Raw genomic sequence first — 21469 nt, forward strand, 5'->3', positions numbered from 1 at the left:
TTAAGTACGGGTCAAGCGGGTGAAGTGCTTTCTTGCCGGGTCCGCAGGAAGTGTGCGGACCCGGCGTGCAACGCCGGCCAAGCCGGCGTGTGGCGGCATTTGCTGGTGCCGTCCACCGTAATATTCCGTAGGATATAACGAATGATGCCGCCAATGCTAGACAGCGCGGCATGACAGGAGACGCCGCTAACGCCGTTTCGCGTAGTCGACGAAGGTGCGCACCGCGGCTGCGCGTTCGAACTGCCGATAGGCGAGGGCGATTTCCGAGGCGATCGGCTTGCCGCTCACCGGCCGGTAGACCACCCCGGGCAACGCGATGCAATCGGCCAGCGAGTTCGGCACCAGCGCCACGTTGCCGCCCAGCGACACGCACGCCAGCACGGCAGCCAGCGTGCCGGGCTGCGAACCGAGCTTGGGCGTAAAGCGGCCGCGCCGGGCGACTTCGTAAGTGGCGGCGTCCTGCTCCGGCAGCACGAAAACCTGCTCGCGCAACTGCGCCGGGGTGGGCGCCGCCAGCGCCGCCAGTTCGGAGTGTTGCGGCAGCGCCAGCACGAAGGTGTCGCGATACACCGTAGTGGTGCGGATGCCTTCGCTAAATTGCATGGGCGGGCGGATGTAGGCGACGTCGAGTTGGCCCTCGCTGAGCATCGCGGGCACGCGGTCCATCAGCACCTCGCGGATGGTGATGTCGATGCCCGGATGAGCCTCGCGAAAGCCGCCGATCGTGCGCTGTAGCACGCCGGCATACGCCGCCGACGCGATGTAGCCGATTTCGACGCGCCCCAGTTCGCCCCGTTCCGCCAGCGCAGCCCGCTCGGCACCGCGCGCGATGTGTTCGAGCGCGAGGGTGATATCCGCGAGATAGGCCTCGCCGGCCGCGGTCAGCGCCACCGACCGTTTGGTGCGGTGAAACAGCCGCACGCCGAGTAATCGTTCGGCTTCCTGAATATTTCTCGTCAGCGACGGCGCGGCTATCTCCAGTTCCTCGGCCGCCCGCGAGAAATGCAGATGGCGGGCGACGCAGGCAATACAGCGCAGGTGGTGAAGTTCGAGCTGCCGCATGGTGTCGGTTAAATAATTTGTATTGTCAAACGGGTCAATTATTTCACCATTCTATGTCAATGACAGGCAATTGAGGCGCCGGTAGACTGATTCCATTTTCTTCTCCGTCCCGGTTAGCCCCATGCCTCAGATTCACGACACGCGCAGCGCTGCCAGCGCAGACATCTCCGAGCCGCCGGTTTCCGCGGCGCGCCCCACGGCGAATCCTGGCTTCGTGCTGGCCACCGCCTCGGCGACCTGCGCGTTGATCGTGCTCGACACCAACGTGGTGGCGGTTTCGCTGCCGTCGATTGCACGTTCGTTTCACGCGAGCTTTGCGGACATCGAGTGGGTCGTCAGCGCGTATATGGTTGCGTTCGCGTCCTGCCTGCTGCCGGCCGGCGGTCTCGCGGACCGCTTTGGCCGCAAGCGCATGCTGCTGCTCGGCCTCGCGGTGTTCTCCCTGGCGTCGCTAGGTTGCGGTCTCGCGCCCTCGGCGATGCTGCTCAATCTGGCGCGCGCGGTGAAGGGTGTCGGCGCGGCGATGTTGCTGACCGCGGCGCTTGCCGTGATCGCCAATACCTTCCACGAGGGACCGGAGCGCACGCGTGCGTGGGCGGTATGGGGCACCTGCATGGGGCTGGCGACGACCGTGGCGCCGCTGGTGGGCGGGGTGATCACGCAATGGCTCGGCTGGCGCTGGATTTTTCTGCTGAATCTGCCGGTTTGCGCGGCGCTCGCCTGGTGCGTGCTGCGCGCGATCCGCGAGTCGCGCAACCCGGAGGCGGGACCGGTGGATGTGGCCGGCAGCGCCTTGTTCGGCCTGGCGCTGGCCGTCGGCATCTGGGCTTTGATCGAAGCACCCTCGGCGGGGGGGGCGAGCGGCGCGACGGGCGTCAAGCTGTCGGCTGCGGCGCTGCTGCTGGCGGCCTTCGTCCAGGTGCAGCGCGTGCGCCAGCATGCCATGGTCGACCTCGCGCTGTTCCGCCAGCCGCGCTTTGTCGCCGCTGTGCTTGCCATGTTCGGTTACGCCGCCTGCGCGCAAGTGATGATGACCTTCTTGCCGCTGTATCTGCAGAATGCCTTCGGCCTGTCGGCGATCATGGCCGCCCTGGGGATGCTGCCGTTTGCGCTCGCCATGGTGGTGGGGCCACGCATCGGCGCGGCGCTGTCGGCGCAGGTGTCGGGCATGACGGTGCTGAGCATCGGGCTGTTGCTGATCGGCGCGGGAAATCTGTTGACGGGCTGGGTCGCCGGCGCTGGACACTATGGCCTCGTCGCCTGCGGCATGGTGATCACGGGACTCGGTGCAGGCGTGCTGAACGGCGACACGCAAAAGGCCATCGTGGCCTGCGTGCCAACCAACCGCACCGGCATGGCCTCGGGTATCAGCACGACGACGCGCTTTACCGCCATCGTGACCTCGGTTGGCGTGCTCGGCGCGGTGCTGGCGGCGCGAACCCAGACGGCGTTTTACGCGCGGCCCGAATTGACCGCGACGGTGCGGCACGATCTCGACGCGGGCTTCATGTCGAGCGTGCTGGCCGGCGATACCGGCCAGGCCATCTCGCATCTGCCGCCGGCCATTGGCGCCGTGCTGGCCACGGCGGCGCATGCCAGCTTTGCCAGTGGCTTTGCCGCGGCGCTTTATCTGGCGGCTGCCACGGCCGCAGCGATTGCCTTGGCGGTGCGCCTGCTGGCGGCGCGGGCTGCGGCGAATTCCGCGAGCGCGGCGCGGGCCGGGCAGGCGGGTGCCTGACAGCGTCATCCGGAAACTGGATGGGTCCGCCTCAACAGAACGTGACCGTCAGGCTTCCATGACCCGCGGATTTGAATGGCACAATGCGAACCACGCAGCGAGGTCGCAGGTGATGTCCAGTCGCGCTGGGGCATGAGGAGAAAGCGGGTGGCGTTTTCCGCCCCCGGCTCATGTTTGCGCTGGCTCGGGGTGTCGCGGCGGTATCGCAGACTCCAAACCGTTTCAAACGGGAACAATACGAACGATGAGTCATCCCAACCGCGAGTTGATCGAACGCTTCTATGAGGCTTTTCAGAAGCGCGATGCCGAAGCCATGGGCGCATGCTATGCCGACGACGTCGTGTTCAGCGACCCTGTATTCGGTGAACTGCGCGGCGAAGAAGCGTGCGACATGTGGCGCATGCTGGTGCAGCGGGCGCAGGATTTTTCGCTGACATTCGACGCCGTCGAAGCCGACGAACGTACCGGCGGCGCGCATTGGGTGGCGCGTTATCTGTTTAGTCAGACCGGGCGCAGCGTGGTGAACCGGATTCAGGCGCGCTTCGTGTTCCGCGACGGGCGCATTGCCGAGCATCGCGACACCTTCGATCTGTGGCGCTGGTCGCGGCAGGCGTTGGGCTTCAAGGGCGTTTTGCTCGGCTGGACGCCGTTTGTACGGCAGGCGATTCGGGCCCAGGCGAGGAAGGGGCTGGATGCTTATCGGGCCAAGCGGGGCTAATAGGGCCGGCCCAGAGCAACCCTGAGCTAACCCGGAGTCAGCCGGGCTAATCAGGTCTGCTGATCCGTGGCCTGAGATGCCACTAAACCGCTGTGCGCTAGCTATCTGGCCTACTTGCACGAGGTCGGGCGGATGATGCAGTATTTCGTCAGCAGGCGCGCCGGGCGTCAGGAGCGACTCACCGTCATCGACCCGCGCGCCGGACCACCAAAATCAACGGGACGAATACTTATGCCAGTCGTGGATGCGGCCTGGGAGGATTGGCTAGCCACCAATGCGAAGCGCGGCTGTACGGTGGATTCGATGATCGACTCCATGGTGGGAGCGGGGTTCGACTCGCTATCGGCTAGCGCGGCGGTGCGACGCGCAGTAAGCGCCACCTTGGGACATCCGGCGACAGCGGGTGGCGCGACCCAAACCCAAGCCCAGGCACAGGCCGGCCCCGGCAGCGAGGCACGCCTCGTCAAAGCGGCGCCCACTGATTACCAGTACGACGCCCCGCCGGTCGCAAGCGGTAACCTGATCCGCGCATACGACCGCGACGTGAAAGTGCTGATGCGCTCCGAGCGGCCGCAAGTCATCGTATTCGGCGACGTGCTGTCGCCCGAAGAGTGCGCCGAGTTGATCGAACGCTCGCGGCACCGCCTCAAACGCTCCACCACCGTCAATCCGGAGACGGGGCAGGAAGACGTGATCCGTAACCGCACCAGCGAGGGCATCTTTTTTCAGCGCGGCGAGGATGCCTTTATCGAACGGATCGATCAGCGCATCGCCAGCCTGATGAACTGGCCGGTGGAGAACGGCGAAGGCTTGCAGATCCTGCACTACAACACCAGCGGCGAATATCGCCCGCACTTCGATTATTTTCCGCCGGATCAGCCGGGCAGCGCGGTGCACACGGCACGGGGCGGTCAGCGGGTGGCGACGCTCGTGGTCTATCTCAACGACGTCGAGGCAGGCGGTGAGACGATCTTTCCGGAGGTGGGGTTGTCGGTTGCCGGCAGACAGGGTGGCGCGGTGTATTTCCGCTACCTGAACGGCTTGCGGCAACTGGATCCGCTCACGCTGCACGGCGGCGCGCCGGTGCTGGCCGGCGACAAGTGGATCATGACGAAGTGGATGCGGGAAGGGCCATACAGTTGAGGCGCAGCGCTCGGGCCGCGCGCGTCTGCCCGGTTAAAAACCGACCTGGTTGATCACGTGAACGTGGCGGCCGGCCTCCCGCCACCACGTTCACGCTCAGGCTGATACTTACGCCAACACGCGTATGCGTGTCGGCAAGTCTATCCATTGGGCCGTCGGTCAGCCCGTCGGTCAGCCGGTCATCCAGCCTGCAACGCCTTGCTGCGCTCGGCGTCGTGATCGACTTCGCGCAGCACCGCATCGAAGAAATGCGCTTGCGCTGCAGCATCGGAGCGCGTGTACGCCCGATTGATGCCGCTAATCACGGCGCGGATCGAGGCGGTGATCAGATTGGCGTCGATGCCCACGCCGAACGCGCTGCCCACCACACTCGTTCCGGCCATTTCGGCGATCGCGATGGCTTTCGCATCGGCGCCTTGCGTAAGCGCGCGTTCCTCGTAGTGCTGGACCCGCACCGGCGTGCGCAAGGCGTGCACCAGCGCGTCGAGCGGGCCGTTGCCTTCGCCGCTCAGCACCGTGCGCTCGCCGCGGATGTCCACCGTCAGCTTGATGCGCTCGCGGCCGCCGTCTTCCGACAGCGAATGACCGATATAGCGAACCGGCGCCTCGCTACGGACGTACTCGTCCTGGAACACTTCCCAGATTTTTTGGGCGCTGACTTCCTGGCCGGTGTCGTCGGTGACTCGCTGCACCGCCGAACTGAGGTCCACTTGCAGACGGCGCGGCAGTACCACGCCATGCGTCTGTTCGAGCAGGTAGGCGATGCCGCCTTTGCCCGACTGGCTGTTGACGCGGATGATCGAATCGTAGGTGCGGCCCAGATCGCGCGGGTCGACTGGCAGATAGGGCATCTCCCACACCGCATCGTCCTTCTGCACGGCGAAGCCTTTCTTGATGGCGTCCTGGTGCGATCCTGAGAAGGCCGTGAACACGAGGTCGCCGACGTATGGATGGCGCGGGTGCACCGGCAATTGCGTGCATTCCTCGGCAGTGCGGGCGACTTCGTTGATGTTCGAGAAGTCGAGGCCCGGATCGACGCCCTGCGTGTACAGATTGAGCGCGAGCGTGACGAGGTCGACGTTGCCGGTGCGCTCGCCATTGCCGAACAGGCAGCCTTCGACACGATCCGCGCCCGCCATCACGGCCAGTTCGGCTGCCGCGACCGCCGTGCCGCGATCGTTGTGCGGGTGCACCGAGACGATGAGCGAGTCACGCCGTGCGAGGTTGCGGTGCATCCATTCGATCTGGTCCGCGTAGACGTTCGGCGTGGCCATTTCGACCGTGGCAGGCAGATTGACGATGGCCTTGCGCTCGGGCGTCGGCTGCCAGACATCGAACACGGCGTCGCACACTTCCTTGGCGAATTCGAGTTCGGTGCCACTGAATACTTCGGGGCTGTATTGCAGCGTGAAGGCGGTTTCAGGCGTGGCGTCCACCAGACGCTTCATGGTGCGCGCCGCATTCACGGCCAGTTGCTTGACGCCGTCGCGCTCGAGCCCGAAGACGATCTTGCGGAATTCCGGCGCCGTGGCGTTGTACAGATGCACGATCGCACGCGGCACGCCGCGCAGCGATTCGAAGGTGCGTTCGATCAGGTCGTCGCGCGCCTGGGTGAGCACCTCGATCGTCACGTCGTCGGGAATATGGCCGCCTTCGATCAGTTCGCGCACGAAATTGAAGTCGGTTTCCGAGGCGGACGGGAAAGCGACTTCAATCTCCTTGAAGCCAATCTGCACCAGCGTCTTGAACATGCGCATCTTGCGTTGCGCGTTCATCGGCTCGAACAGCGCCTGATTGCCATCGCGCAAATCGGTGCTCATCCAGATCGGCGGATGCGTGATGGTGCGAGACGGCCAGGTGCGATCGGGCAAGTTGATCGGAGGGAAGGCGCGGTATTTGGTAGCGGGATTTTTCAACATGATGGACTCTCAGGTTCAGAAAAGACGTGAAGGGATCGAAACGAAGACGTGCAAAGGCATCCGGCGCGGCGCGGTGAAACGCAGCCGGCGCAACAACGGCCGCAATACCGGCGGCAACAGCGGGAACGACGGCGCCGGTGTCGCGGCCGCCTGGAAAAACAAACGAGGAATTCTGTAGTGGTTCATCAGCCCGTTGCCCGGTGAGCAATCCATGGAGCGTAAAAGGAACGAGACGAAGCACGGCCGCCGGTTGGCAACCGGGGCAAGGTCAGCAAAGCTGGGGAATTAGTGACGCTTCAGATGCGTTAGATGCAGGAAGCGCGTAGCAGCAGACCTAGCCCGGTAGAGCGGGCTAGTAGTAGGAGGGATAGCAGGGTCTGTGCGCGGAACATGGGCGTAATAGAATCACAAACGCGAATGCGAGTCAAGCAATGCGTGCGCGATGCGCGCCGAAGCTCGGGCCAACGTATGACCGAAACGACCGGAAAAGGCCTCGCATCAAGGCCCCATATTGCGCGGCCATCATTGTCCCGCGGTGTTGCCGAGCGGGCGCGCCGCCAGGTCTTTCAGCGCGCTCCAGCAGTTGCTATAGCCCATGCGCAGGATCATCAGGCCAATGACCCCGGCCGCCACGTGATCCAGCATCGGCAGGCCCGCCATGCTGCCGAGAATCCCCAGCGTGGCGACCAGCGCGGATAGCGCGTCCAGACGCGCGTGCCAGGCGCTCGCAAGCAGGATGCCGGAATGGGAGCGCTCGGCCTCGCTGCGCATATAGCGGAACAGCGCTTCCTTGGCGGCCATCACGAAGATCGCGACGCCCAAGGCGCTCACGCGCACCGACGTGCTGACGGTGAGAATGGCGGCGGGTCCGATGCAATGCCACAGCATCTCGCCGGCGGTGCCGATCAGCAGCATGCCGATAAAGAGGGTGGCGAGCGAGGCAGGAAAGCCGCCGTCAGCGTTCGCGGCGCGGCGGCCGGAGGCGGCGGCTGCGCCCAGGTACAGCACGGCGATGACAATGCCGTCCGCGGCGAGATCGCTGAGGGTGTGGATGCCGTCCGCCACCAGTCCGTCCGAATGAGCGAACCGGCCGATCACGATCTGCATGGCCATGAGCGCCGCATTCAGCAGGGCGCTCACATAGGCAGCCTTGAAGACATTGACGCGCGACTGGCGGGGACGCTCTGACGGCGATGGCATTGGGCGGACGCATTCGAGTAATGCCAGCAAGTTAGCGGTCCAACGTTGCGGGGATGTGACAACCCCGCCGCTCTCACGACGCGTCCTGGCGCCGCGATCCGCCGCCCACGCTCTGACCGGCGTCGTGCGCCAGCTGCCAGTAGCCCCACATCGACGCGAGCGTCAGCAGTCCGGCGCCGAGGAAGGCGAGGCGGAAGTCGTCGAGCGTGAAGACATGGCCGGAAGCCTCGCCGTTGAACACCGCCGCGCCGCGCAAGGCTACCGCGCCGAAGGCGATACCGAGGCCGATCGTCATTTGCGCGGCCGCGCTCCAGAGTGTGCTGGCGGCGCTCATCTGCGGCTGGGCGACGTCTGCGTAGGCGAGGGTGGCGAGCGTCGAGAATTGCATCGAGCGCGCCACGCCGTAGACGAACACCACGATCAGCACCCACGCCAGCGGCGACTCCGGCGTCAGCAGGCCGCAGGCGATGGTGAAGACGCCGGCCACCGCGACGTCGACGATCGACACCATGCGAAAGCCGAAGCGCTGCAGGATGCGCGTGGTCAGCGCCTTCATGCCGAGGTTGCCGAGCGCGCTCGCGAGCAGCAACAGCCCCGACTTGAATGCGGACAGCCCGAAGCCGATCTGGAACAGCAGCGGCATCAGATACGGCACCGCGCCGATACCGATGCGGGTGAACGAGCCGGTCACGACCGTCACCGAAAAAGTCGGAATTCTGAGCGTCGACACGTCGATCAGCGGATGCGGATGATGCTGCGCGTGCCGGAACGCGACATAGCCGATCACGAGACCCGCCGCCACGAATGCGCCTGCGATCCACGGATTCTCGCCGGGCTGGCTGGCGAGTTCGGCGCCGTACAGGATCGAGGTGAGGGTGGCGCCGCTTAGCAACAGGCCGAGCAGATCGAGCGGGCGGCGTTCGCTGCCGCGCAGGTTCGGCACCAGCGCGACTACCGCGGCCATCACCGCGATGCCGAACGGCACGTTCAGCAGAAAGATCCAGCGCCAGTTAGCATAGGTCGTGATGAAGCCGCCCACCGGCGGCCCGACCACCGGCGCGATGATCGCCGGCCAGGTGATGGTGGAAATGGCCTGCATCAGGCGGCTCTTTTCAGTGCTGCGCACGACGATCAGGCGGCCGACCGGCACCATCATCGCGCCGCCGATGCCCTGCAACAGTCGCGCGGCGGTGAATTCGGCGACGTTTTGCGACATCCCGCACAGCACCGAGGCGACCGTAAAAACACCGATCGCGCTGAAAAACACCGTGCGCGAACCGCAGCGGTCGGCCACCCAGCCGCTCACCGGAATGAAAATCGCCAGCGCCAGCATGTAGGCCGTCATGCCGAGGCTCAGGCTGTTCGGACCCACATGGAACGAGCGCGCCATTTGCGGCAGGGCGGTGGCGATCACCGTGGTGTCGAGGTACTCCATGAAGAACGTGGCCGCGACGATGTAGGGCAGCCAGCCGATAAAGGGCGGCCGCGCGGGCGTGCCGGTCATTGCTCCTCCCCGGCGAGGCGTCCCAGGGAGTCTTCTGCGTCCTGAAGCGGGCGTCGATTCATGGTGTTGCGGCATCCTTTCAAAAGCGTGTCTCCATCGATCCCGGCGCCGTGGGTGTGAATCGTCAGTGGAACACTGCGTGGAACAGCGCGGCGGACGTCCGGGGAAAACGTAGAAGTATTGCCCAGGAAGGGCAAATCCTGCGACAGCGCCCGGCGATTTTTTGCGGCAAACACACCGAAGCCGGCCGCCCGCCCGACGTCGGCCCGCCGCCGGCCGGACGCAGAGCCTTGCCAGCCGGGCGTTTGCTGTTATATAGTTAAACCCAATGAGGGGGATTTAAACAATCAACTTTCTCTATTAAGTGTCTTTAGAGATACTCTCATCACTTTCTCAACCACGAACCAAAGAGGACGCAGCAAATGCCGATCATCAACAGCCAAGTCAAACCCTTCAAGGCAACCGCTTTCCACAATGGCGACTTCCAGACCGTGACGGAAGAAAGCCTCAAGGGCAAGTGGTCCGTGCTCGTGTTTTACCCGGCTGACTTCACGTTCGTTTGCCCGACCGAACTGGGCGACCTGGCCGACCGCTACGCCGAATTCAAGAAGCTCGGCGTGGAAATCTACAGCGTGTCGACCGATACGCACTTCACCCACAAGGCATGGCACGACACGTCGGACACGATCCAGAAGATCCAGTACCCGATGATCGCCGATCCGACGCTGGCTATCTCGCGCAACTTCGACGTGCTGATCGAAGAAGAAGGCATGGCCCTGCGCGGCACCTTCGTGATCAACCCGGAAGGCGAGATCAAGCTGTGCGAAATTCACGACAACGGCATTGGCCGTGACGCCGGCGAACTGCTGCGCAAGGTTCAGGCAGCGCAATACATCGCGGCTCACCCGGGTGAAGTTTGCCCCGCCAAGTGGACGCCGGGCGCAGAAACGCTGACGCCGTCGCTGGACCTGGTCGGCAAGATCTAAGCACGCGCTTAGCAGAGCTTTACCACGCTGTATCGCATGACGCGCCTTTCGCGGGCGCTTTCTACGTGCGGACCGCCTCCTGCGCTTCACGCATGCGGTCCGCACGCCTCCCCGCCACGCCTCGCGGTGGCGCCCGGAGCCCAACACTCGTCACGGAATTCGAATAGCCATGCTGGACGCCAATCTCAAGACTCAGTTGAAATCGTACCTGGAAAAGGTCAGCCGGCCGATCGAGATCGTTGCTTCGCTCGACGACAGCGCCAAGTCGCACGAACTGATCGCGCTGCTGAACGATATCGCGACGCTGTCGGAGCGCGTTACGGTGATCGAGCGCCGCGGCGACGACCAGCGCAAGCCGTCGTTTTCGATCGGCGAGCCGGGCAAGGACACGGGTATCCGCTTTGCCGGCATCCCGATGGGGCATGAATTTACCTCGCTGGTACTCGCGCTGCTGCAGGTCGGCGGCCATCCGGTCAAGCTCGACGACGCGGTGATCCAGCAGATCCGCGAGCTCGACGGCGATTATCAGTTTGAAACCTATTTCTCGCTGACGTGCCAGAACTGCCCGGAAGTCGTGCAGGCACTGAACGTCATGGCGTTGATCAACCCGCGCATCCGCCACGTGGCGATTGATGGCGGAGTGTTCCCGAACGAAGTCGAAGCACGCCAGATCATGGCCGTGCCGACGATGTTCCTGAATGGCGAAGTGTTCGGCCAGGGCCGCAGCGGCGTGAAGGAAATTCTCGCCAAGCTCGATACTGGCGCTGGCGCACGTGCCGCCAAGGAACTGGCGAACAAGCCGGTGTTCGACATGCTGATCGTCGGCGGCGGCCCCGCAGCGGCGGCCGCGGCGATCTATTCGGCGCGCAAGGGCATTTCGACGGGTGTGGTGGCCGAACGCTTCGGCGGTCAGGTGCTCGACACGCTGGCGATTGAAAATTTCGTCTCCGTTCAGGAGACCGAAGGACCGAAGTTCGCGACTGCGCTCGAACAGCACGTGAAGAGCTACGAAGTGGACATCATGGATGTGCAGCGCGCTGAAGCGCTGATCCCGGGCCGTATCAACGAAGTGCATCTGGCCAACGGCGCGGTGCTGAAGGCGAAGACCATCGTGCTCGCGACCGGCGCGCGCTGGCGCGAAATCAACGTGCCGGGTGAGCGCGAGTATCGCAACCACGGCGTGGCCTACTGCCCGCATTGCGACGGTCCGCTGTTCAAGGGTAAGCGCGTGGCGGTGATCGGTGGCGGCAATTCGGGCGTCGAAGCGGCCATCGACCTGGCGGGCATCGTCAGCGAAGTCACGCTGTTCGAATTCGGCGCGCAACTGCGTGCCGACGAAGTGCTGCAACGCAAGCTGCGCAGCCTCGCCAACGTCACCATCGTGACGCAGGCGCAGACCACCGAAATCACCGGCGACGGCAAGAAGGTCAACGGCCTCGTGTACAAGGATCTGCGTTCGGGCGAAAGCAAAAAGGTCGAGCTGGAAGGCGTATTCGTGCAGATCGGCCTGGTGCCGAACACCGAATGGCTGAAGGGCACGGTCGAATTGTCGAAGCATGGCGAGATTGTCGTGGATGCACGCGGCGCGACTTCGGTGCCGGGCGTGTTCGCCGCCGGCGACGTGACGACGGTGCCGTTCAAGCAGATCGTCATCGCCGTGGGCGAGGGCGCGAAAGCATCGCTTGCGGCTTTCGATCATCTGATCCGCACCAGCGCGGACGACGAAGTGGAAGTCAAAACGGAAGAAGCCGCGCTCGCCGAGAGCTAAGTTCTTCTCGCAGATGGCAGGCGGTCGAAGCCCGACCGCCGCCACTGCTTGCTGCCTTGCAATTGAGCCCGCCTTTGAGCGGGCTTTTTGTTTTCAGCCGGCGCGATGTTCGCAAGAGTTCGCAAGGTGCGCAATCCACGCCCGCTTAGGCAAACAGCCCCCTTTTATTGCCTCACCATTTCTTCACGCAATCCGCGTTTCGCGAAGCTAAAACAGCCAAACGTTTGCGCAAAAACGCGCAGAACTTACCGCTTAAGAAATCCTCTGCCAGGCCGACAATAGAGCTATTAACCGGCCCGAGCCTTTGACCGACATTCGACCGCGCATCGGGCAAAACCTGGTTCAGGTCGAACGGGACCGCGCCGTAAACACGCACGTGACAGGCATCGATGGATGTCTGCCCGCTTGCGAACATCGAGTCTCTCCGGACAGGCGTCGCGATCATGGCGTCTTCCGGTGCGGATGGTTGAAGGGGAGCGCGCCTCGCGCCGAAACAAAAACACCCAGCGTGAAGGTGCAGAAGTTTAAATCCGCGTTTGAAACGGAGATGCCATGTTTGTTGCGATTGGTTGGGTACTGGTACTGGGTTCGGTGATCGGGAGTTTCGTGGGCGTGGGCGGGCATCTGCCCGCGCTGGTCCAGCCGTTCGAACTCCTATGTATTTTTGGCGCAGCGATTGGGGCCTTCGTGGTCAGCAATCCCGTCACCACCCTGAAGAAAACCATCAAGGCGCTGCCGACCTGTTTCAAAGGCGGCGGCTACACCAAAGAGAAATATCTCGAGCTGATCGCACTGCTCTACGAGCTGCTGCAAAAGGCTCGCAAGGAAGGCGTGATGTCGCTCGAAGCCGATGTCGAGGCGCCCGAGCAGAGCGTGCTGTTCCAGAAGTATTCGCACGTTCTCCTGGATCATCATCTGCTCGATTTTATCGTCGACTATCTGCGCATGATGTCGAGCGGCAATGTGAACGCGCTCGAAATGCAGGACCTGATGGACGAGGAGCTGGAAACGCATCATGCGGAGGCGTCTGTCGCCGCCAATGCAATCCAGAAAATGGCCGATGGCTTGCCGGCGTTCGGCATTGTCGCCGCGGTGATGGGCGTGGTGCATACGATGGGTTCGGTCGGCGCCGCACCCGCCGTGCTCGGCGAGATGATCGCCGGCGCGCTGGTGGGTACCTTCCTCGGCATTCTGCTGGCGTATGGCTTTGTGGGTCCGCTGGCGGATCTGCTCAACGCGAAGGGGCGCACCGCCGCCAAACCGTTTCAGTGTGTGAAGGCCGTATTGCTTGCGTCGATGAGCGGCTATGCGCCGCCCGTTTCGGTGGAATTCGGCCGCAAGGTGCTCTTCACTGCCGACCGGCCGAGCTTCAAGGAACTCGACGACGCGGTGCGCGCCACCAAATCGCCGAAGCCGGCCTGACGGAGAACCAGCATGGCTGAGAACCGCTCGCGTAACACCGCAGGGGAAGCCTCCGCGCCGATCGTCGTGCGTCGTCTGCGCAAGGGCGCGGCCCATGAGGCGCATCATGGCGGCGCCTGGAAAATTGCCTACGCCGACTTCGTCACCGCGATGATGGCGTTTTTCCTGCTGATGTGGCTGCTCGGCTCGACCTCGCAATACGACAAGGAAGGCATCGAGGATTATTTCAACACGCCGCTTTCGACCCTGCTAGGCGGCAAGGAAGGCACCGGCTCGGCGCGGCCGAGCGTGGTGCAGGGCGGCGGCCGCGACGTGTCGGACAGCCGGCCGGGCGTGGCGCACAAGAGCCAGGCCGAACCGGCTCAGGCGTCGGTCAATCCGCCGCCCATGGACACGCAGCGGCTGGCGCAGCTCAAGGCGAAGATCGGCGCGCTGATCGAGCAGAGCCCCACGTTACGGGCCTATAAGCAACAGATCCGGGTCGCGATCACCGACGAGGGTTTGCGCATTGAGATCGTCGATTCGCTGAAGCGGCCGATGTTCGCCTCGGGCAGCTCGAAACTGGAAGACTACGCGGTGACGATCCTGCAGGAAATCGGCGCGTCGCTAAACGACGTCGACAATCGCGTTTCGATTGCCGGGCATACGGATGCCGTGCCTTATTCGGGCGGCACCGCGGGCTATTCGAACTGGGAGCTTTCCAGCGATCGCGCCAATGCCGCGCGCCGCGCGCTGGTGGCAGGCGGTCTTCGCGAAGACAAGCTATTGCAGGTGCGCGGACTTGCCGATGTACTGCCGCTCGACAAAAATGTCGCGGACGAACCGACCAACCGCCGCATCAGCATTCTCGTGTTGAACAACGCGGCGGTGCAGGCATTTTTCCGCGATGGCGGACGTACTTCGGTGGACGATACGGCGGCGGCAAGCGGCGCGTTGCCGGATGCGATCAGGCTCGCGCCGGTGGAGAAACTCAACGCGCATTGAGGGTGGCGCGGCGACCGGGCCGCGCGTGTCCGCTTACGGGCGCACGCGGCCGCCTGAACGCGGTGGCCGCCGCTACTCACACATGACTACGCTTCGTGCCGCCCGGATTCCTCAGCACGGGTGGCACCTTCATCGGCCCGCGCGGCGCATACCGCGTCGGCAAAACGCTGCAATGACAGGAGCGAGCCGCTCACGCTGTGATAGGTTTCGCGGCCAATCTGGGCATCGAGCAGAATCTGCAAGCCTGCCGTTCTGGCAATTTCCATAATATCCACGGCCGTCCTTCGGGTTATGCGGCGTGCACACTGCATGCCCGTTTCCTGCACGCGTCATTGATCACGAGTCGTGCTGGACAAACGGGGCTACGTATTGGAGGTGGCTTGATCGAAAGCCACGGAACCATCGTAGTGGAGCAAAATCCGTCGCGATGATGCGAACAGCAGCCAATAACCGAGGCAATTCAGGTGTTCGCCGCGACCCGCCGCGGCGAACCCCATTCAGGCCTGATCGTATCGTGGTCGGGCCGCGATCAAGCCATGATCATGCCCACAGTTCCGACGTCTCGATGTTGCGCAGGTCGAACACAAGCACTTCGGCGTCGTGGCCCTGCGTGAACGTCAACACCTGTTCGTCGCGCACCCGCGCGCCGTCGCCTTCGCCGAGCGCCACCCCGTTCACCGTGACGTTGCCGCGCGCCACGTGAACATAGGCGTAGCGGTCAGCCGCCAGTTCTACCCGCGCGGTTTCGTCGCCATCCAGCAGCCCTGCGTAGACGCGCGTGTCCTGCTGCACGACCAGCGACTCGTCCGCACCATCCGGTGAAATCACGAGGCGCAGCTTGCCGCGCTTTTCCGCCGCGCCGAAGTGGCTCTGCTGATAACGCGGCTGCGTGCCCTTGGCGGCGGGCGCAATCCATATCTGCAGGAAATGCACGGGCTCGGCCTCGGAGTGGTTGTATTCGCTGTGGGCGACGCCGGTGCCTGCACTCATCAACTGGATGTCGCCAGGCACGATCACCGAACCCGTCCCCATCGTGTCCTTGTGTTCCAGCGCGCCTTCCAGCACATACGAGAAAATTTCCATGTCGCGGTGCGGGTGCTTGCCGAAACCCTGTGCCGGGGCGACGCGGTCGTCGTTGATCACCAGCAGATCGGAAAAGCCGTTCTGCTTCGGGTCGTGATAGTTCGCGAAGGAAAACGTATGACGCGAACTGAGCCAGCCGTGCTCCGCGCGGCCGCGTTGAGTGGCGTGTCTGATATCGAGCATGGTGTTTCTCCTTGGTTGTGCGATCCGGCGAGGGGTTGTCGTCCGCGATCCATGAACAGGAGTTTAGGTCAATCAATGTGATTATAATCAATGCGAAATCGGAAACACTGTCACTATGAGGTGGACAATGCAGCGCAAAGGCACAGGGGTAGACGATCTGGCGACGAGGCGGCCGCGCCGCAGGGAGGCTCGCCATGCAACTCGATGACATGCGGATCTTCGTCGCCACCGTCGACGCACACAATTTCACCGCCGCGGCGAGCCGTCTGTCGCTGTCGAAGCAGTTCGTCAGCCGACGCGTCATGGCGCTGGAGGAGGCGCTTGGCGTGCGGCTTTTGATTCGCAATACGCGCAAGCTGGCTGTTACCGAACTCGGCCAGGAGTTCTACGAGCGGGCGCGGCGCATTCTCGGCGAGGTGGCGGAGGCGGAGCAGGCCATGTCGCTGCGCCGCGCGTCGCCGCATGGCCTGCTGCGGGTGAGCGCGCCGATGTCGTTCGGCATGGCGCATCTGTCGCCGCTGGTGGCGATGTTCCTGAAAAAGCACCCAGACGTGCGCTTCGATATGGAGCTAAGCGATCGCATCGTCGACGTGGTCGGCGAAGGTTTCGACATGGCGATCCGTATCGGCACCCTGGCCGATTCGACGCTGATCGCGCAAAAGCTCGCCGAGGTGCGGATGGTGGCCTGCTGCAGCCCGCACTATCTGCGGCGGCGCGGCACGCCCACGGCGCCGGCCGATCTGAAGCGTCACGCCTGTCTGCCGTATGGCCACGGCGGCCCGGCCAATTGGGACTTCGTGGTGGACGGCGCGCATCAGGCCGTGGAGGTTCACGGACCGCTGCGCGCGAACAATGGCGAGCTGATTCGCGATGCCGCTATCGCCGGGCTCGGCATTGCGCGGTTGCCGGATTTCATCGTCTCCGCCGCGCTCGAGGCGGGGACGCTCGTCACCGTGCTCGAGCCTTTTCTGCCAGGAGCGGCGGCGCTCTATGCCGTCTATCCGCAGCACCGTCAAAGCTCGACCACAATCCAGACGCTCACCGCGTTCCTGCGCGAACACCTTGCGGCCGCCTCCGCGCGCTGGTCGACGCCACGCGCCGCGCCGAAAAAAGCGCGATGATCGTCACGGCCGGAATGGCTGTGCGTCCCCGAGGATGCCGACCAGCGATCAGGCCCGGATATTGCGATTGTCGAGCCTGCTACGGATCAGTCGTATGGAGAATAGGATCGCCGCCGACCGCGCTTCAGACGGAAGCGACACAAAAGCGACTCACGAATCCAGCCAGCGACTGACCAGCACGAAGAACCGCTGAAGAAATTACATGCCCAGGCATGTCTGCGTGGCAGCCTTTACAGCCTCGTGGCGATTCGGAAGACGGGCAATCAGCTTATTCGCGGCTAACGCGATCGGAGGATGGGTGTCGAACAGACGTATAAAGCAAATGGTCCGTCGCCGTGACCGAAAAACAGCAGCCGTGACGCCTTGGCTGGCCGCCGCGGCGATCGCGGGTACCGCTTTCATGCCGGCTCCGGCCCGCGCGCAAACGCCGGCGCCGCTACAGGAGTGGCAGTATTCCGCGGGGGTGCCGCTCGAAAAAATGATGGCGCCGAATATTCCCACCTGGCAGGTTGCGGTGGGCGCAGCCGCGGCCTTCCAGCCGCGCTACGACGGCGCGGACCGCTACCACTTCGAAGGCGGTCCGAGCATCGACATCCGCTATAGCGATCTGTACTTCGCTTCGACGGGCGAAGGCTTCGGCGCCAATGTGGCGCAGGGGCAAAACTGGCGCATCAGTCTGGCGGTTGCGTATGACTTGGGACGTCGCGGCCAGGACGACGACGAGCATCTGCACGGCCTCGGCGACATCAATCCCGCGCCCGAGCTCAAGCTGGCGGCCGACTACGTCGTGTCGCAAAGTTTTCCGCTGGTGCTGCGCGCCGATATCCGGCGCAGTTTTGGCGGCTCCAATGGCTGGATCGGCGACGTCGGCGCGTATCTGCCGCTGCCGGGCAGCTCGAAGACCTTCTTCTGGTTTGCCGGGCCGAGCCTGACCTTCGCGGATTCGAAGTATATGAATAGCTGGTTCGGTGTGAATGACACCCAGGCGGCCAATTCCCAGTATTCGTACTATCACGCGAGCGCGGGGCTCAAGTCGGCGGGCTTTGGCGTCAGCGCGATCTGGTTTTTTCAGAAGCACTGGTTTGCCGCGTGTGATTTCGCGCTCGAACAGCTGGTTGGCAGTGCGGCGCGCAGTCCGATTACGCAGCGCTCGTCGAACGGCGTGCTGGATCTGTCGATCAACTACGAGTTTTGAGGGCGCACGTGTAATTCGGCTTGTCTGAAACTCGTTTGCCTGAATCACGCGGGTCCCTGTGTGCGGGCATGGTAGCGAGTGGTCTGTACACGGTGAGGGCGCGAGCATCGTGCGGTGCCCGCGCCCGAGCGCGCCACGAACGTTACGCTACGTCACGTCTTGTGGAATCTAGCAGACCGTGGTTGGTGCTTCGGCGACAGCCTGTTTGTGTCCCGCGCGCAGCAGGCCTTCCACCATGCGGGTTTCTGCCCGGGCGATCATTTCGAGCGATGCAGCAGACAGCTGCGCATCCAGAATCGAAAGCGCGGCGCACAGACGCAGATAGGCGTCCTCGCCGATGGTCCAGCCGCCGGCGTCATGCTCGGCGGCGTCCAACTCGACCATCGCGGCGTGCGCGCTTTCCACGTAATCTAGTCCGTCCGGTTCGAGTCCGAGACGGCAGAGTTCCTCCGACACCAGGAAATGCCGTCCCAGAGTCATGAACAGATCCCGCGAGCCGTGGCCGCGGCTAAACGCGTCGAGCGCCGTGTAGCATTGCAGGAGCATGGCCTGCGTCACGGGTTCGTGTGCGGCCCGGCTGAAAGTGAGGGCGCGCAGCAGGGGCGACATGGCCGGCTGGTTGCGCTTGCGGCTTGGCGATTTATTGGGCATGACGGTTTCAACCTCGTTCTGTAACGCTCGGCCCGCCAGCGACGCTCCTGGTATGCGGGGCATCGGCGGGATAAAAGCAAGCTCTCATATGCGTCCTGTGCTTATCATCGCAAGCGACAATTAAGATAGGCTTAAATTTCGGGGCGCTGAAAGAGTCTGTTACGAAAAGATGGCTGAGAGCCCGAAAAAAAGCCCCGTCCCGCTAGGGACAGGGCCTGACAGGACGGAAGAGTCGCACAGGCGCGTGGAGCATGCCGACCTGTTCCCATCACAACAACGCTGTTGCACTTCAAACTACCTGAAACTTTAAACTGCCTGAAACGTGGTCCTTCACCTTCGCTTTGCTGCAAACCCCTGTTGCTTTTATTGCATGTGATGCTATGGCGCTTCGGTATTGCGGTATTGCAACTGCATGTTGCGGACTGCTGTGCTGATTACCATTTGCTGCTTGCTGCATAACGCTTGAATGGACTGCATCTCCTACGGCGGCTACCGGTACTGCTCTACGGACTGCTGGTGGTACGGTCAAACAACGCGGGGGAAGACCGCGTATGGGCTCGGTGCTGCGTCGTGCCCATGGAAACCAGTGTAGGGATAAACCGGCGAAACCGATCCGGCGAAACGAGGGGATTTGGCCGTGCAGTTCGGCGAATTGCGTGCAGCGAGGGCATTGCCCGCGCGGCTGCGCGTGCGGGATTCTCCTGATATATACGTCCATATTTTCGCAATCGAGCCGTTCGAAATTTCTAGTTTCCGCTGGCTCGCTATTTAGTTAGGAAAACATATTAAATGGTGATGTGCTTGCGGAAATTCAGTAAAAGCTGCATGCGCACCGAACCGGTGCCGCAGCGCTCGATTTGGCGCATGACACAGGTGAGTTCGCCGCACAAGCATGCAGCCCTAAAACCGGTGATTGAGCAAAAGCCCGTAGTCAGGGCAGTTGACCGATTCGGCATAAAACTTGCCTTGTTATGCGCGAAGGTCAGGGAGAGGTGAAAAAACGGGAGGACATCATGTTTGAGTCCGCACCTATTACGGCCAGCAAAGTGGTGGATGGGGAAACGGTTCGCGCCGAGTATCTGTGCGACACCGGGCGTCTGCGCATTATCGGCGGGCGCACCGTGCACGCCGAATGGTTTCCGCCGCATTCGTGGTTTGCGATTGCGTCGATTTCCGGTCACAGTCGCTGGGGCACGCGTCCCGGCGAGGCCGACCTGTTGCTGTTGATCGATAACTTCATGGGCTATTCGGGCAAAGATGCGTTCGCACTGATACGGCGCTAACGCTGTGTCTCATTCGTGCCTAAAATCGGAAAGGACTGCAGCGGATAGACCCGCGAAATTCAGCGACAGCACATCAACAGCAACGACAGCAACCATTCGAAGTGCAGGGTGACGCATGCCGCCATCCTGAGTGGGCGATGGACGCAATGGCCTCGGGCGAGACGCGGCTTTCGGATGCTCGCCATTGCCAGGCGGTGGACCGGAATGTTCGGCGAGAAGTTCTTCGCGGGCATCCCCCAACCCTGGAAATCGGGAGGCTGGCAGCCATGTTTACTTTTGTCGTGGTCGTTGCCGTCGCAGCATTCATCCCCTATGTCGCCGCGCCTGGAATCGAAAACGGCGTAAAGGCGGTTACTTCGCATCCGTCGGCGGATTCTGGCGTGGTCGATCCACTCCCTGCAAGCGAGAGAACCTTGGATGCTGCGAACCGGACCCGATCGTCGCGGATCGGCGGCTCAATCATTGGCTGATTGGGTTTCGAAAAGATGGGCTATGCGTGATCCCGCGTGCCGTCTCGCGTGGTATGTCTCGGTGGTGCGCCTCTCGCAGATTCATAGTCAGGAGGCTGCCGCGATGCACTTCGGCCCCGGCGGCGATGGGCGCCTGGATGTTCGCCACGAGAGCATCGCTGGCGGTATGAAGGGGAGCCTGCTGAACCGCCAGGCGCTACGATCAGCGCTTGACGAAGCCCTGATACGACGCGCTGATGAACCAGCCGCTACCCGTGGCTATCGACCCAGGCCCGCGCCCAGGCGAGGCCGACCAAACGTGCTTCCTCGTCGGTCTCGAAGATGCCGAGCACACCCGAGCCTTCCACGAGCTTGTTGCCGCGGGTGATGGTGCCGCTCGCCGCGTATCCGTCGCCCTGCACGATGGCGTGGCCCCAGATCGCGTAGCCCTGGTAAATTTCAGCTTCCATGTTTGTCTGCATGCCGGCCACAAAGCCATGAACCGCGCCACTGTCCCCTGACGGCGCCGCTGAGGGGCCGTCTGCTATTCGTATCATCGCACCACATGGACAGACGCGCGACCACCGGTGCTCACCTGCAGCACATTGCCTTCCGGCGTGAGAATGCGCGGAATGTCGATAAAACGCGGGCTCGTTACTTTCTTCGCCGCATCCCCCGCACCATGTTTGGCCGCCGAGGTCTTGGTCAGCGCATTAGCCAGAGAACCAGCCGGCAGATCAGCGACCCGGCGCGTCCCAACCTTGCTCATACCATGCGCCGGCAGTGCCGTTTTGCGCATCTTGGGCTTGCACGGACGGGCGGGATGCCCGATGCGCGCTTCGGGCGGATTCCAGACTTCCACGTAATGCTCACCCGCAGCGGCGGTGGATGTCACCGCGAGCAGCAGCGCGCCCACGCTCAGAAATCGCAGCATGTGTTCTCCAGGAAAGAGGATCAAAAACACTGTACATCCATACAGGTATTTGTACAATCCGAGAATTACCCTGGCAGGCGGCTACGGGGGCAGGCCACGGGCGGGCGACGGAACAGCCTACGAAGC

The 21469-nt window shown here is 63.2% G+C and carries 22 protein-coding genes; 12 read left to right on the top strand and 10 right to left on the bottom strand.

All coding sequences use genetic code 11. The features are described 5' to 3' along the window. Positions 1-186 precede the first annotated feature (186 nt). A complete protein-coding gene (locus FQ755_RS07260) occupies positions 187-1062 on the bottom strand; it encodes a LysR family transcriptional regulator (RefSeq protein ID WP_144152590.1) in 876 nt (291 codons plus the stop codon). Between the two features lie 121 nt (positions 1063-1183). Between FQ755_RS07260 and FQ755_RS07265 the strand changes: the two genes are divergently transcribed. The 3 genes from FQ755_RS07265 (at position 1184) to FQ755_RS07275 (ending at position 4661) form a co-directional block, all read left to right on the top strand. Beyond that, on the top strand, positions 1184-2800 hold the full coding sequence (locus FQ755_RS07265; protein WP_144152592.1) for an MFS transporter: 1617 nt from the start codon (positions 1184-1186) through the stop codon (positions 2798-2800). A 244-nt stretch (positions 2801-3044) separates the two neighbouring features. Then, entirely contained in the window at positions 3045-3518 is a 474-nt protein-coding gene (locus FQ755_RS07270; RefSeq protein ID WP_144152594.1) for a nuclear transport factor 2 family protein, read from the top strand. Between the two features lie 231 nt (positions 3519-3749). Further along, complete coding sequence (locus FQ755_RS07275) at positions 3750-4661, top strand: 2OG-Fe(II) oxygenase (protein WP_144152595.1); 912 nt, start codon at positions 3750-3752, stop codon at positions 4659-4661. Between the two features lie 179 nt (positions 4662-4840). On the opposite strand, the gene leuA is transcribed toward FQ755_RS07275, so the two are convergent. Then, positions 4841-6580 (bottom strand): 2-isopropylmalate synthase, encoded by a 1740-nt coding sequence (gene leuA / locus FQ755_RS07280; protein ID WP_144152597.1) that lies wholly within the window; start codon positions 6578-6580, stop codon positions 4841-4843. Between leuA and FQ755_RS37215 the strand changes: the two genes are divergently transcribed. Next, entirely contained in the window at positions 6474-6758 is a 285-nt protein-coding gene (locus tag FQ755_RS37215; RefSeq protein WP_186308442.1) for a hypothetical protein, read from the top strand. The genes leuA and FQ755_RS37215 overlap by 107 nt on opposite strands. A 344-nt stretch (positions 6759-7102) precedes the next feature. Here FQ755_RS37215 and FQ755_RS07290 read toward each other — a convergent pair whose 3' ends face one another. Together FQ755_RS07290 and FQ755_RS07295 are read right to left on the bottom strand one after the other, a co-directional pair. Beyond that, complete coding sequence (locus tag FQ755_RS07290) at positions 7103-7780, bottom strand: cation diffusion facilitator family transporter (RefSeq protein WP_144152601.1); 678 nt, start codon at positions 7778-7780, stop codon at positions 7103-7105. Between the two features lie 73 nt (positions 7781-7853). Next, positions 7854-9284: an MFS transporter gene (locus FQ755_RS07295; RefSeq protein ID WP_144152603.1), complete on the bottom strand. Its 1431-nt coding sequence runs from the start codon at positions 9282-9284 to the stop codon at positions 7854-7856. Between the two features lie 422 nt (positions 9285-9706). Here FQ755_RS07295 and ahpC point away from each other — a divergent pair, with 422 nt between their 5' ends. Both ahpC and ahpF read left to right on the top strand, forming a co-directional pair. Continuing rightward, positions 9707-10270 carry an alkyl hydroperoxide reductase subunit C gene (gene ahpC, locus FQ755_RS07300; protein WP_144152605.1) on the top strand — a complete coding sequence of 188 codons (564 nt, stop codon included), beginning with the start codon at positions 9707-9709 and terminating at the stop codon, positions 10268-10270. A 169-nt stretch (positions 10271-10439) separates the two neighbouring features. Beyond that, a complete protein-coding gene (gene ahpF / locus FQ755_RS07305) occupies positions 10440-12038 on the top strand; it encodes an alkyl hydroperoxide reductase subunit F (protein WP_144152607.1) in 1599 nt (532 codons plus the stop codon). Positions 12039-12210: 172 nt separating this feature from the next. Here the strand turns inward: ahpF and FQ755_RS07310 are convergent, their stop codons facing one another. Then, positions 12211-12483, bottom strand: coding sequence for a hypothetical protein (locus FQ755_RS07310; RefSeq protein ID WP_144152609.1), 273 nt, complete (start codon positions 12481-12483; stop codon positions 12211-12213). A 107-nt stretch (positions 12484-12590) separates the two neighbouring features. On the opposite strand from FQ755_RS07310, the gene motA reads away from it, so the two are divergent. Next, the gene (motA, locus tag FQ755_RS07315; RefSeq protein WP_144152611.1) at positions 12591-13460 is read left to right on the top strand and encodes a flagellar motor stator protein MotA; all 870 of its coding nucleotides are present in this window, start codon (positions 12591-12593) and stop codon (positions 13458-13460) included. A 12-nt stretch (positions 13461-13472) separates the two neighbouring features. Beyond that, a complete protein-coding gene (motB, locus tag FQ755_RS07320; protein WP_144152613.1) occupies positions 13473-14444 on the top strand; it encodes a flagellar motor protein MotB in 972 nt (323 codons plus the stop codon). An 86-nt stretch (positions 14445-14530) separates the two neighbouring features. Here motB and FQ755_RS07325 read toward each other — a convergent pair whose 3' ends face one another. Both FQ755_RS07325 and FQ755_RS07330 read right to left on the bottom strand, forming a co-directional pair. After that, positions 14531-14710, bottom strand: a complete 180-nt coding sequence (locus tag FQ755_RS07325) for a hypothetical protein (protein ID WP_313957432.1) — start codon at positions 14708-14710, stop codon at positions 14531-14533. 274 nt (positions 14711-14984) lie between these two features. Next, a complete protein-coding gene (locus tag FQ755_RS07330) occupies positions 14985-15710 on the bottom strand; it encodes a pirin family protein (protein WP_144152617.1) in 726 nt (241 codons plus the stop codon). 194 nt (positions 15711-15904) lie between these two features. Here FQ755_RS07330 and FQ755_RS07335 point away from each other — a divergent pair, with 194 nt between their 5' ends. Next, a complete protein-coding gene (locus tag FQ755_RS07335) occupies positions 15905-16831 on the top strand; it encodes a LysR family transcriptional regulator (RefSeq protein WP_144152619.1) in 927 nt (308 codons plus the stop codon). 322 nt (positions 16832-17153) lie between these two features. Continuing rightward, entirely contained in the window at positions 17154-18026 is an 873-nt protein-coding gene (locus FQ755_RS07340) for a MipA/OmpV family protein (RefSeq protein WP_144152621.1), read from the top strand. Between the two features lie 168 nt (positions 18027-18194). On the opposite strand, the gene FQ755_RS07345 is transcribed toward FQ755_RS07340, so the two are convergent. Beyond that, positions 18195-18677 carry a hypothetical protein gene (locus FQ755_RS07345; protein WP_144152623.1) on the bottom strand — a complete coding sequence of 161 codons (483 nt, stop codon included), beginning with the start codon at positions 18675-18677 and terminating at the stop codon, positions 18195-18197. A gap of 1013 nt (positions 18678-19690) precedes the next feature. On the opposite strand from FQ755_RS07345, the gene FQ755_RS07350 reads away from it, so the two are divergent. Beyond that, entirely contained in the window at positions 19691-19960 is a 270-nt protein-coding gene (locus FQ755_RS07350) for a hypothetical protein (protein ID WP_144152625.1), read from the top strand. A gap of 266 nt (positions 19961-20226) precedes the next feature. After that, entirely contained in the window at positions 20227-20430 is a 204-nt protein-coding gene (locus FQ755_RS07355) for a hypothetical protein (protein WP_144152626.1), read from the top strand. 248 nt (positions 20431-20678) lie between these two features. Here FQ755_RS07355 and FQ755_RS07360 read toward each other — a convergent pair whose 3' ends face one another. Next, on the bottom strand, positions 20679-20879 hold the full coding sequence (locus FQ755_RS07360) for a hypothetical protein (protein WP_144152628.1): 201 nt from the start codon (positions 20877-20879) through the stop codon (positions 20679-20681). 83 nt (positions 20880-20962) lie between these two features. Beyond that, on the bottom strand, positions 20963-21343 hold the full coding sequence (locus tag FQ755_RS07365) for a hypothetical protein (protein ID WP_144152630.1): 381 nt from the start codon (positions 21341-21343) through the stop codon (positions 20963-20965). Positions 21344-21469: the final 126 nt, after the last annotated feature.

This window comes from Paraburkholderia sp. BCC1885 (genome assembly GCF_900996235.1).
Classification (GTDB): domain Bacteria; phylum Pseudomonadota; class Gammaproteobacteria; order Burkholderiales; family Burkholderiaceae; genus Paraburkholderia.

What these genes read in the sequence shown, in the direction of transcription:
- FQ755_RS07265 (WP_144152592.1), top strand. Translation starts at nt 1,184, where the DNA reads ATGCCTCAGATTCACGACACGCGCAGCGCTGCCAGCGCAGACATCTCC.
- FQ755_RS07345 (WP_144152623.1), bottom strand. Translation starts at nt 18,677, where the DNA reads ATGCCCAATAAATCGCCAAGCCGCAAGCGCAACCAGCCGGCCATGTCG.
- FQ755_RS07350 (WP_144152625.1), top strand. Translation starts at nt 19,691, where the DNA reads ATGTTTGAGTCCGCACCTATTACGGCCAGCAAAGTGGTGGATGGGGAA.
- FQ755_RS07275 (WP_144152595.1), top strand. Translation starts at nt 3,750, where the DNA reads ATGCCAGTCGTGGATGCGGCCTGGGAGGATTGGCTAGCCACCAATGCG.
- FQ755_RS07270 (WP_144152594.1), top strand. Translation starts at nt 3,045, where the DNA reads ATGAGTCATCCCAACCGCGAGTTGATCGAACGCTTCTATGAGGCTTTT.
- FQ755_RS07365 (WP_144152630.1), bottom strand. Translation starts at nt 21,343, where the DNA reads ATGCTGCGATTTCTGAGCGTGGGCGCGCTGCTGCTCGCGGTGACATCC.
- FQ755_RS07330 (WP_144152617.1), bottom strand. Translation starts at nt 15,710, where the DNA reads ATGCTCGATATCAGACACGCCACTCAACGCGGCCGCGCGGAGCACGGC.
- FQ755_RS07295 (WP_144152603.1), bottom strand. Translation starts at nt 9,284, where the DNA reads ATGACCGGCACGCCCGCGCGGCCGCCCTTTATCGGCTGGCTGCCCTAC.
- ahpF (WP_144152607.1), top strand. Translation starts at nt 10,440, where the DNA reads ATGCTGGACGCCAATCTCAAGACTCAGTTGAAATCGTACCTGGAAAAG.
- FQ755_RS07325 (WP_313957432.1), bottom strand. Translation starts at nt 14,710, where the DNA reads ATGGAAATTGCCAGAACGGCAGGCTTGCAGATTCTGCTCGATGCCCAG.
- FQ755_RS07355 (WP_144152626.1), top strand. Translation starts at nt 20,227, where the DNA reads ATGTTTACTTTTGTCGTGGTCGTTGCCGTCGCAGCATTCATCCCCTAT.
- FQ755_RS07260 (WP_144152590.1), bottom strand. Translation starts at nt 1,062, where the DNA reads ATGCGGCAGCTCGAACTTCACCACCTGCGCTGTATTGCCTGCGTCGCC.
- FQ755_RS07290 (WP_144152601.1), bottom strand. Translation starts at nt 7,780, where the DNA reads ATGCCATCGCCGTCAGAGCGTCCCCGCCAGTCGCGCGTCAATGTCTTC.
- ahpC (WP_144152605.1), top strand. Translation starts at nt 9,707, where the DNA reads ATGCCGATCATCAACAGCCAAGTCAAACCCTTCAAGGCAACCGCTTTC.
- FQ755_RS07310 (WP_144152609.1), bottom strand. Translation starts at nt 12,483, where the DNA reads ATGATCGCGACGCCTGTCCGGAGAGACTCGATGTTCGCAAGCGGGCAG.
- FQ755_RS07360 (WP_144152628.1), bottom strand. Translation starts at nt 20,879, where the DNA reads ATGGAAGCTGAAATTTACCAGGGCTACGCGATCTGGGGCCACGCCATC.
- leuA (WP_144152597.1), bottom strand. Translation starts at nt 6,580, where the DNA reads ATGTTGAAAAATCCCGCTACCAAATACCGCGCCTTCCCTCCGATCAAC.
- FQ755_RS07335 (WP_144152619.1), top strand. Translation starts at nt 15,905, where the DNA reads ATGCAACTCGATGACATGCGGATCTTCGTCGCCACCGTCGACGCACAC.
- motA (WP_144152611.1), top strand. Translation starts at nt 12,591, where the DNA reads ATGTTTGTTGCGATTGGTTGGGTACTGGTACTGGGTTCGGTGATCGGG.
- motB (WP_144152613.1), top strand. Translation starts at nt 13,473, where the DNA reads ATGGCTGAGAACCGCTCGCGTAACACCGCAGGGGAAGCCTCCGCGCCG.
- FQ755_RS07340 (WP_144152621.1), top strand. Translation starts at nt 17,154, where the DNA reads ATGGTCCGTCGCCGTGACCGAAAAACAGCAGCCGTGACGCCTTGGCTG.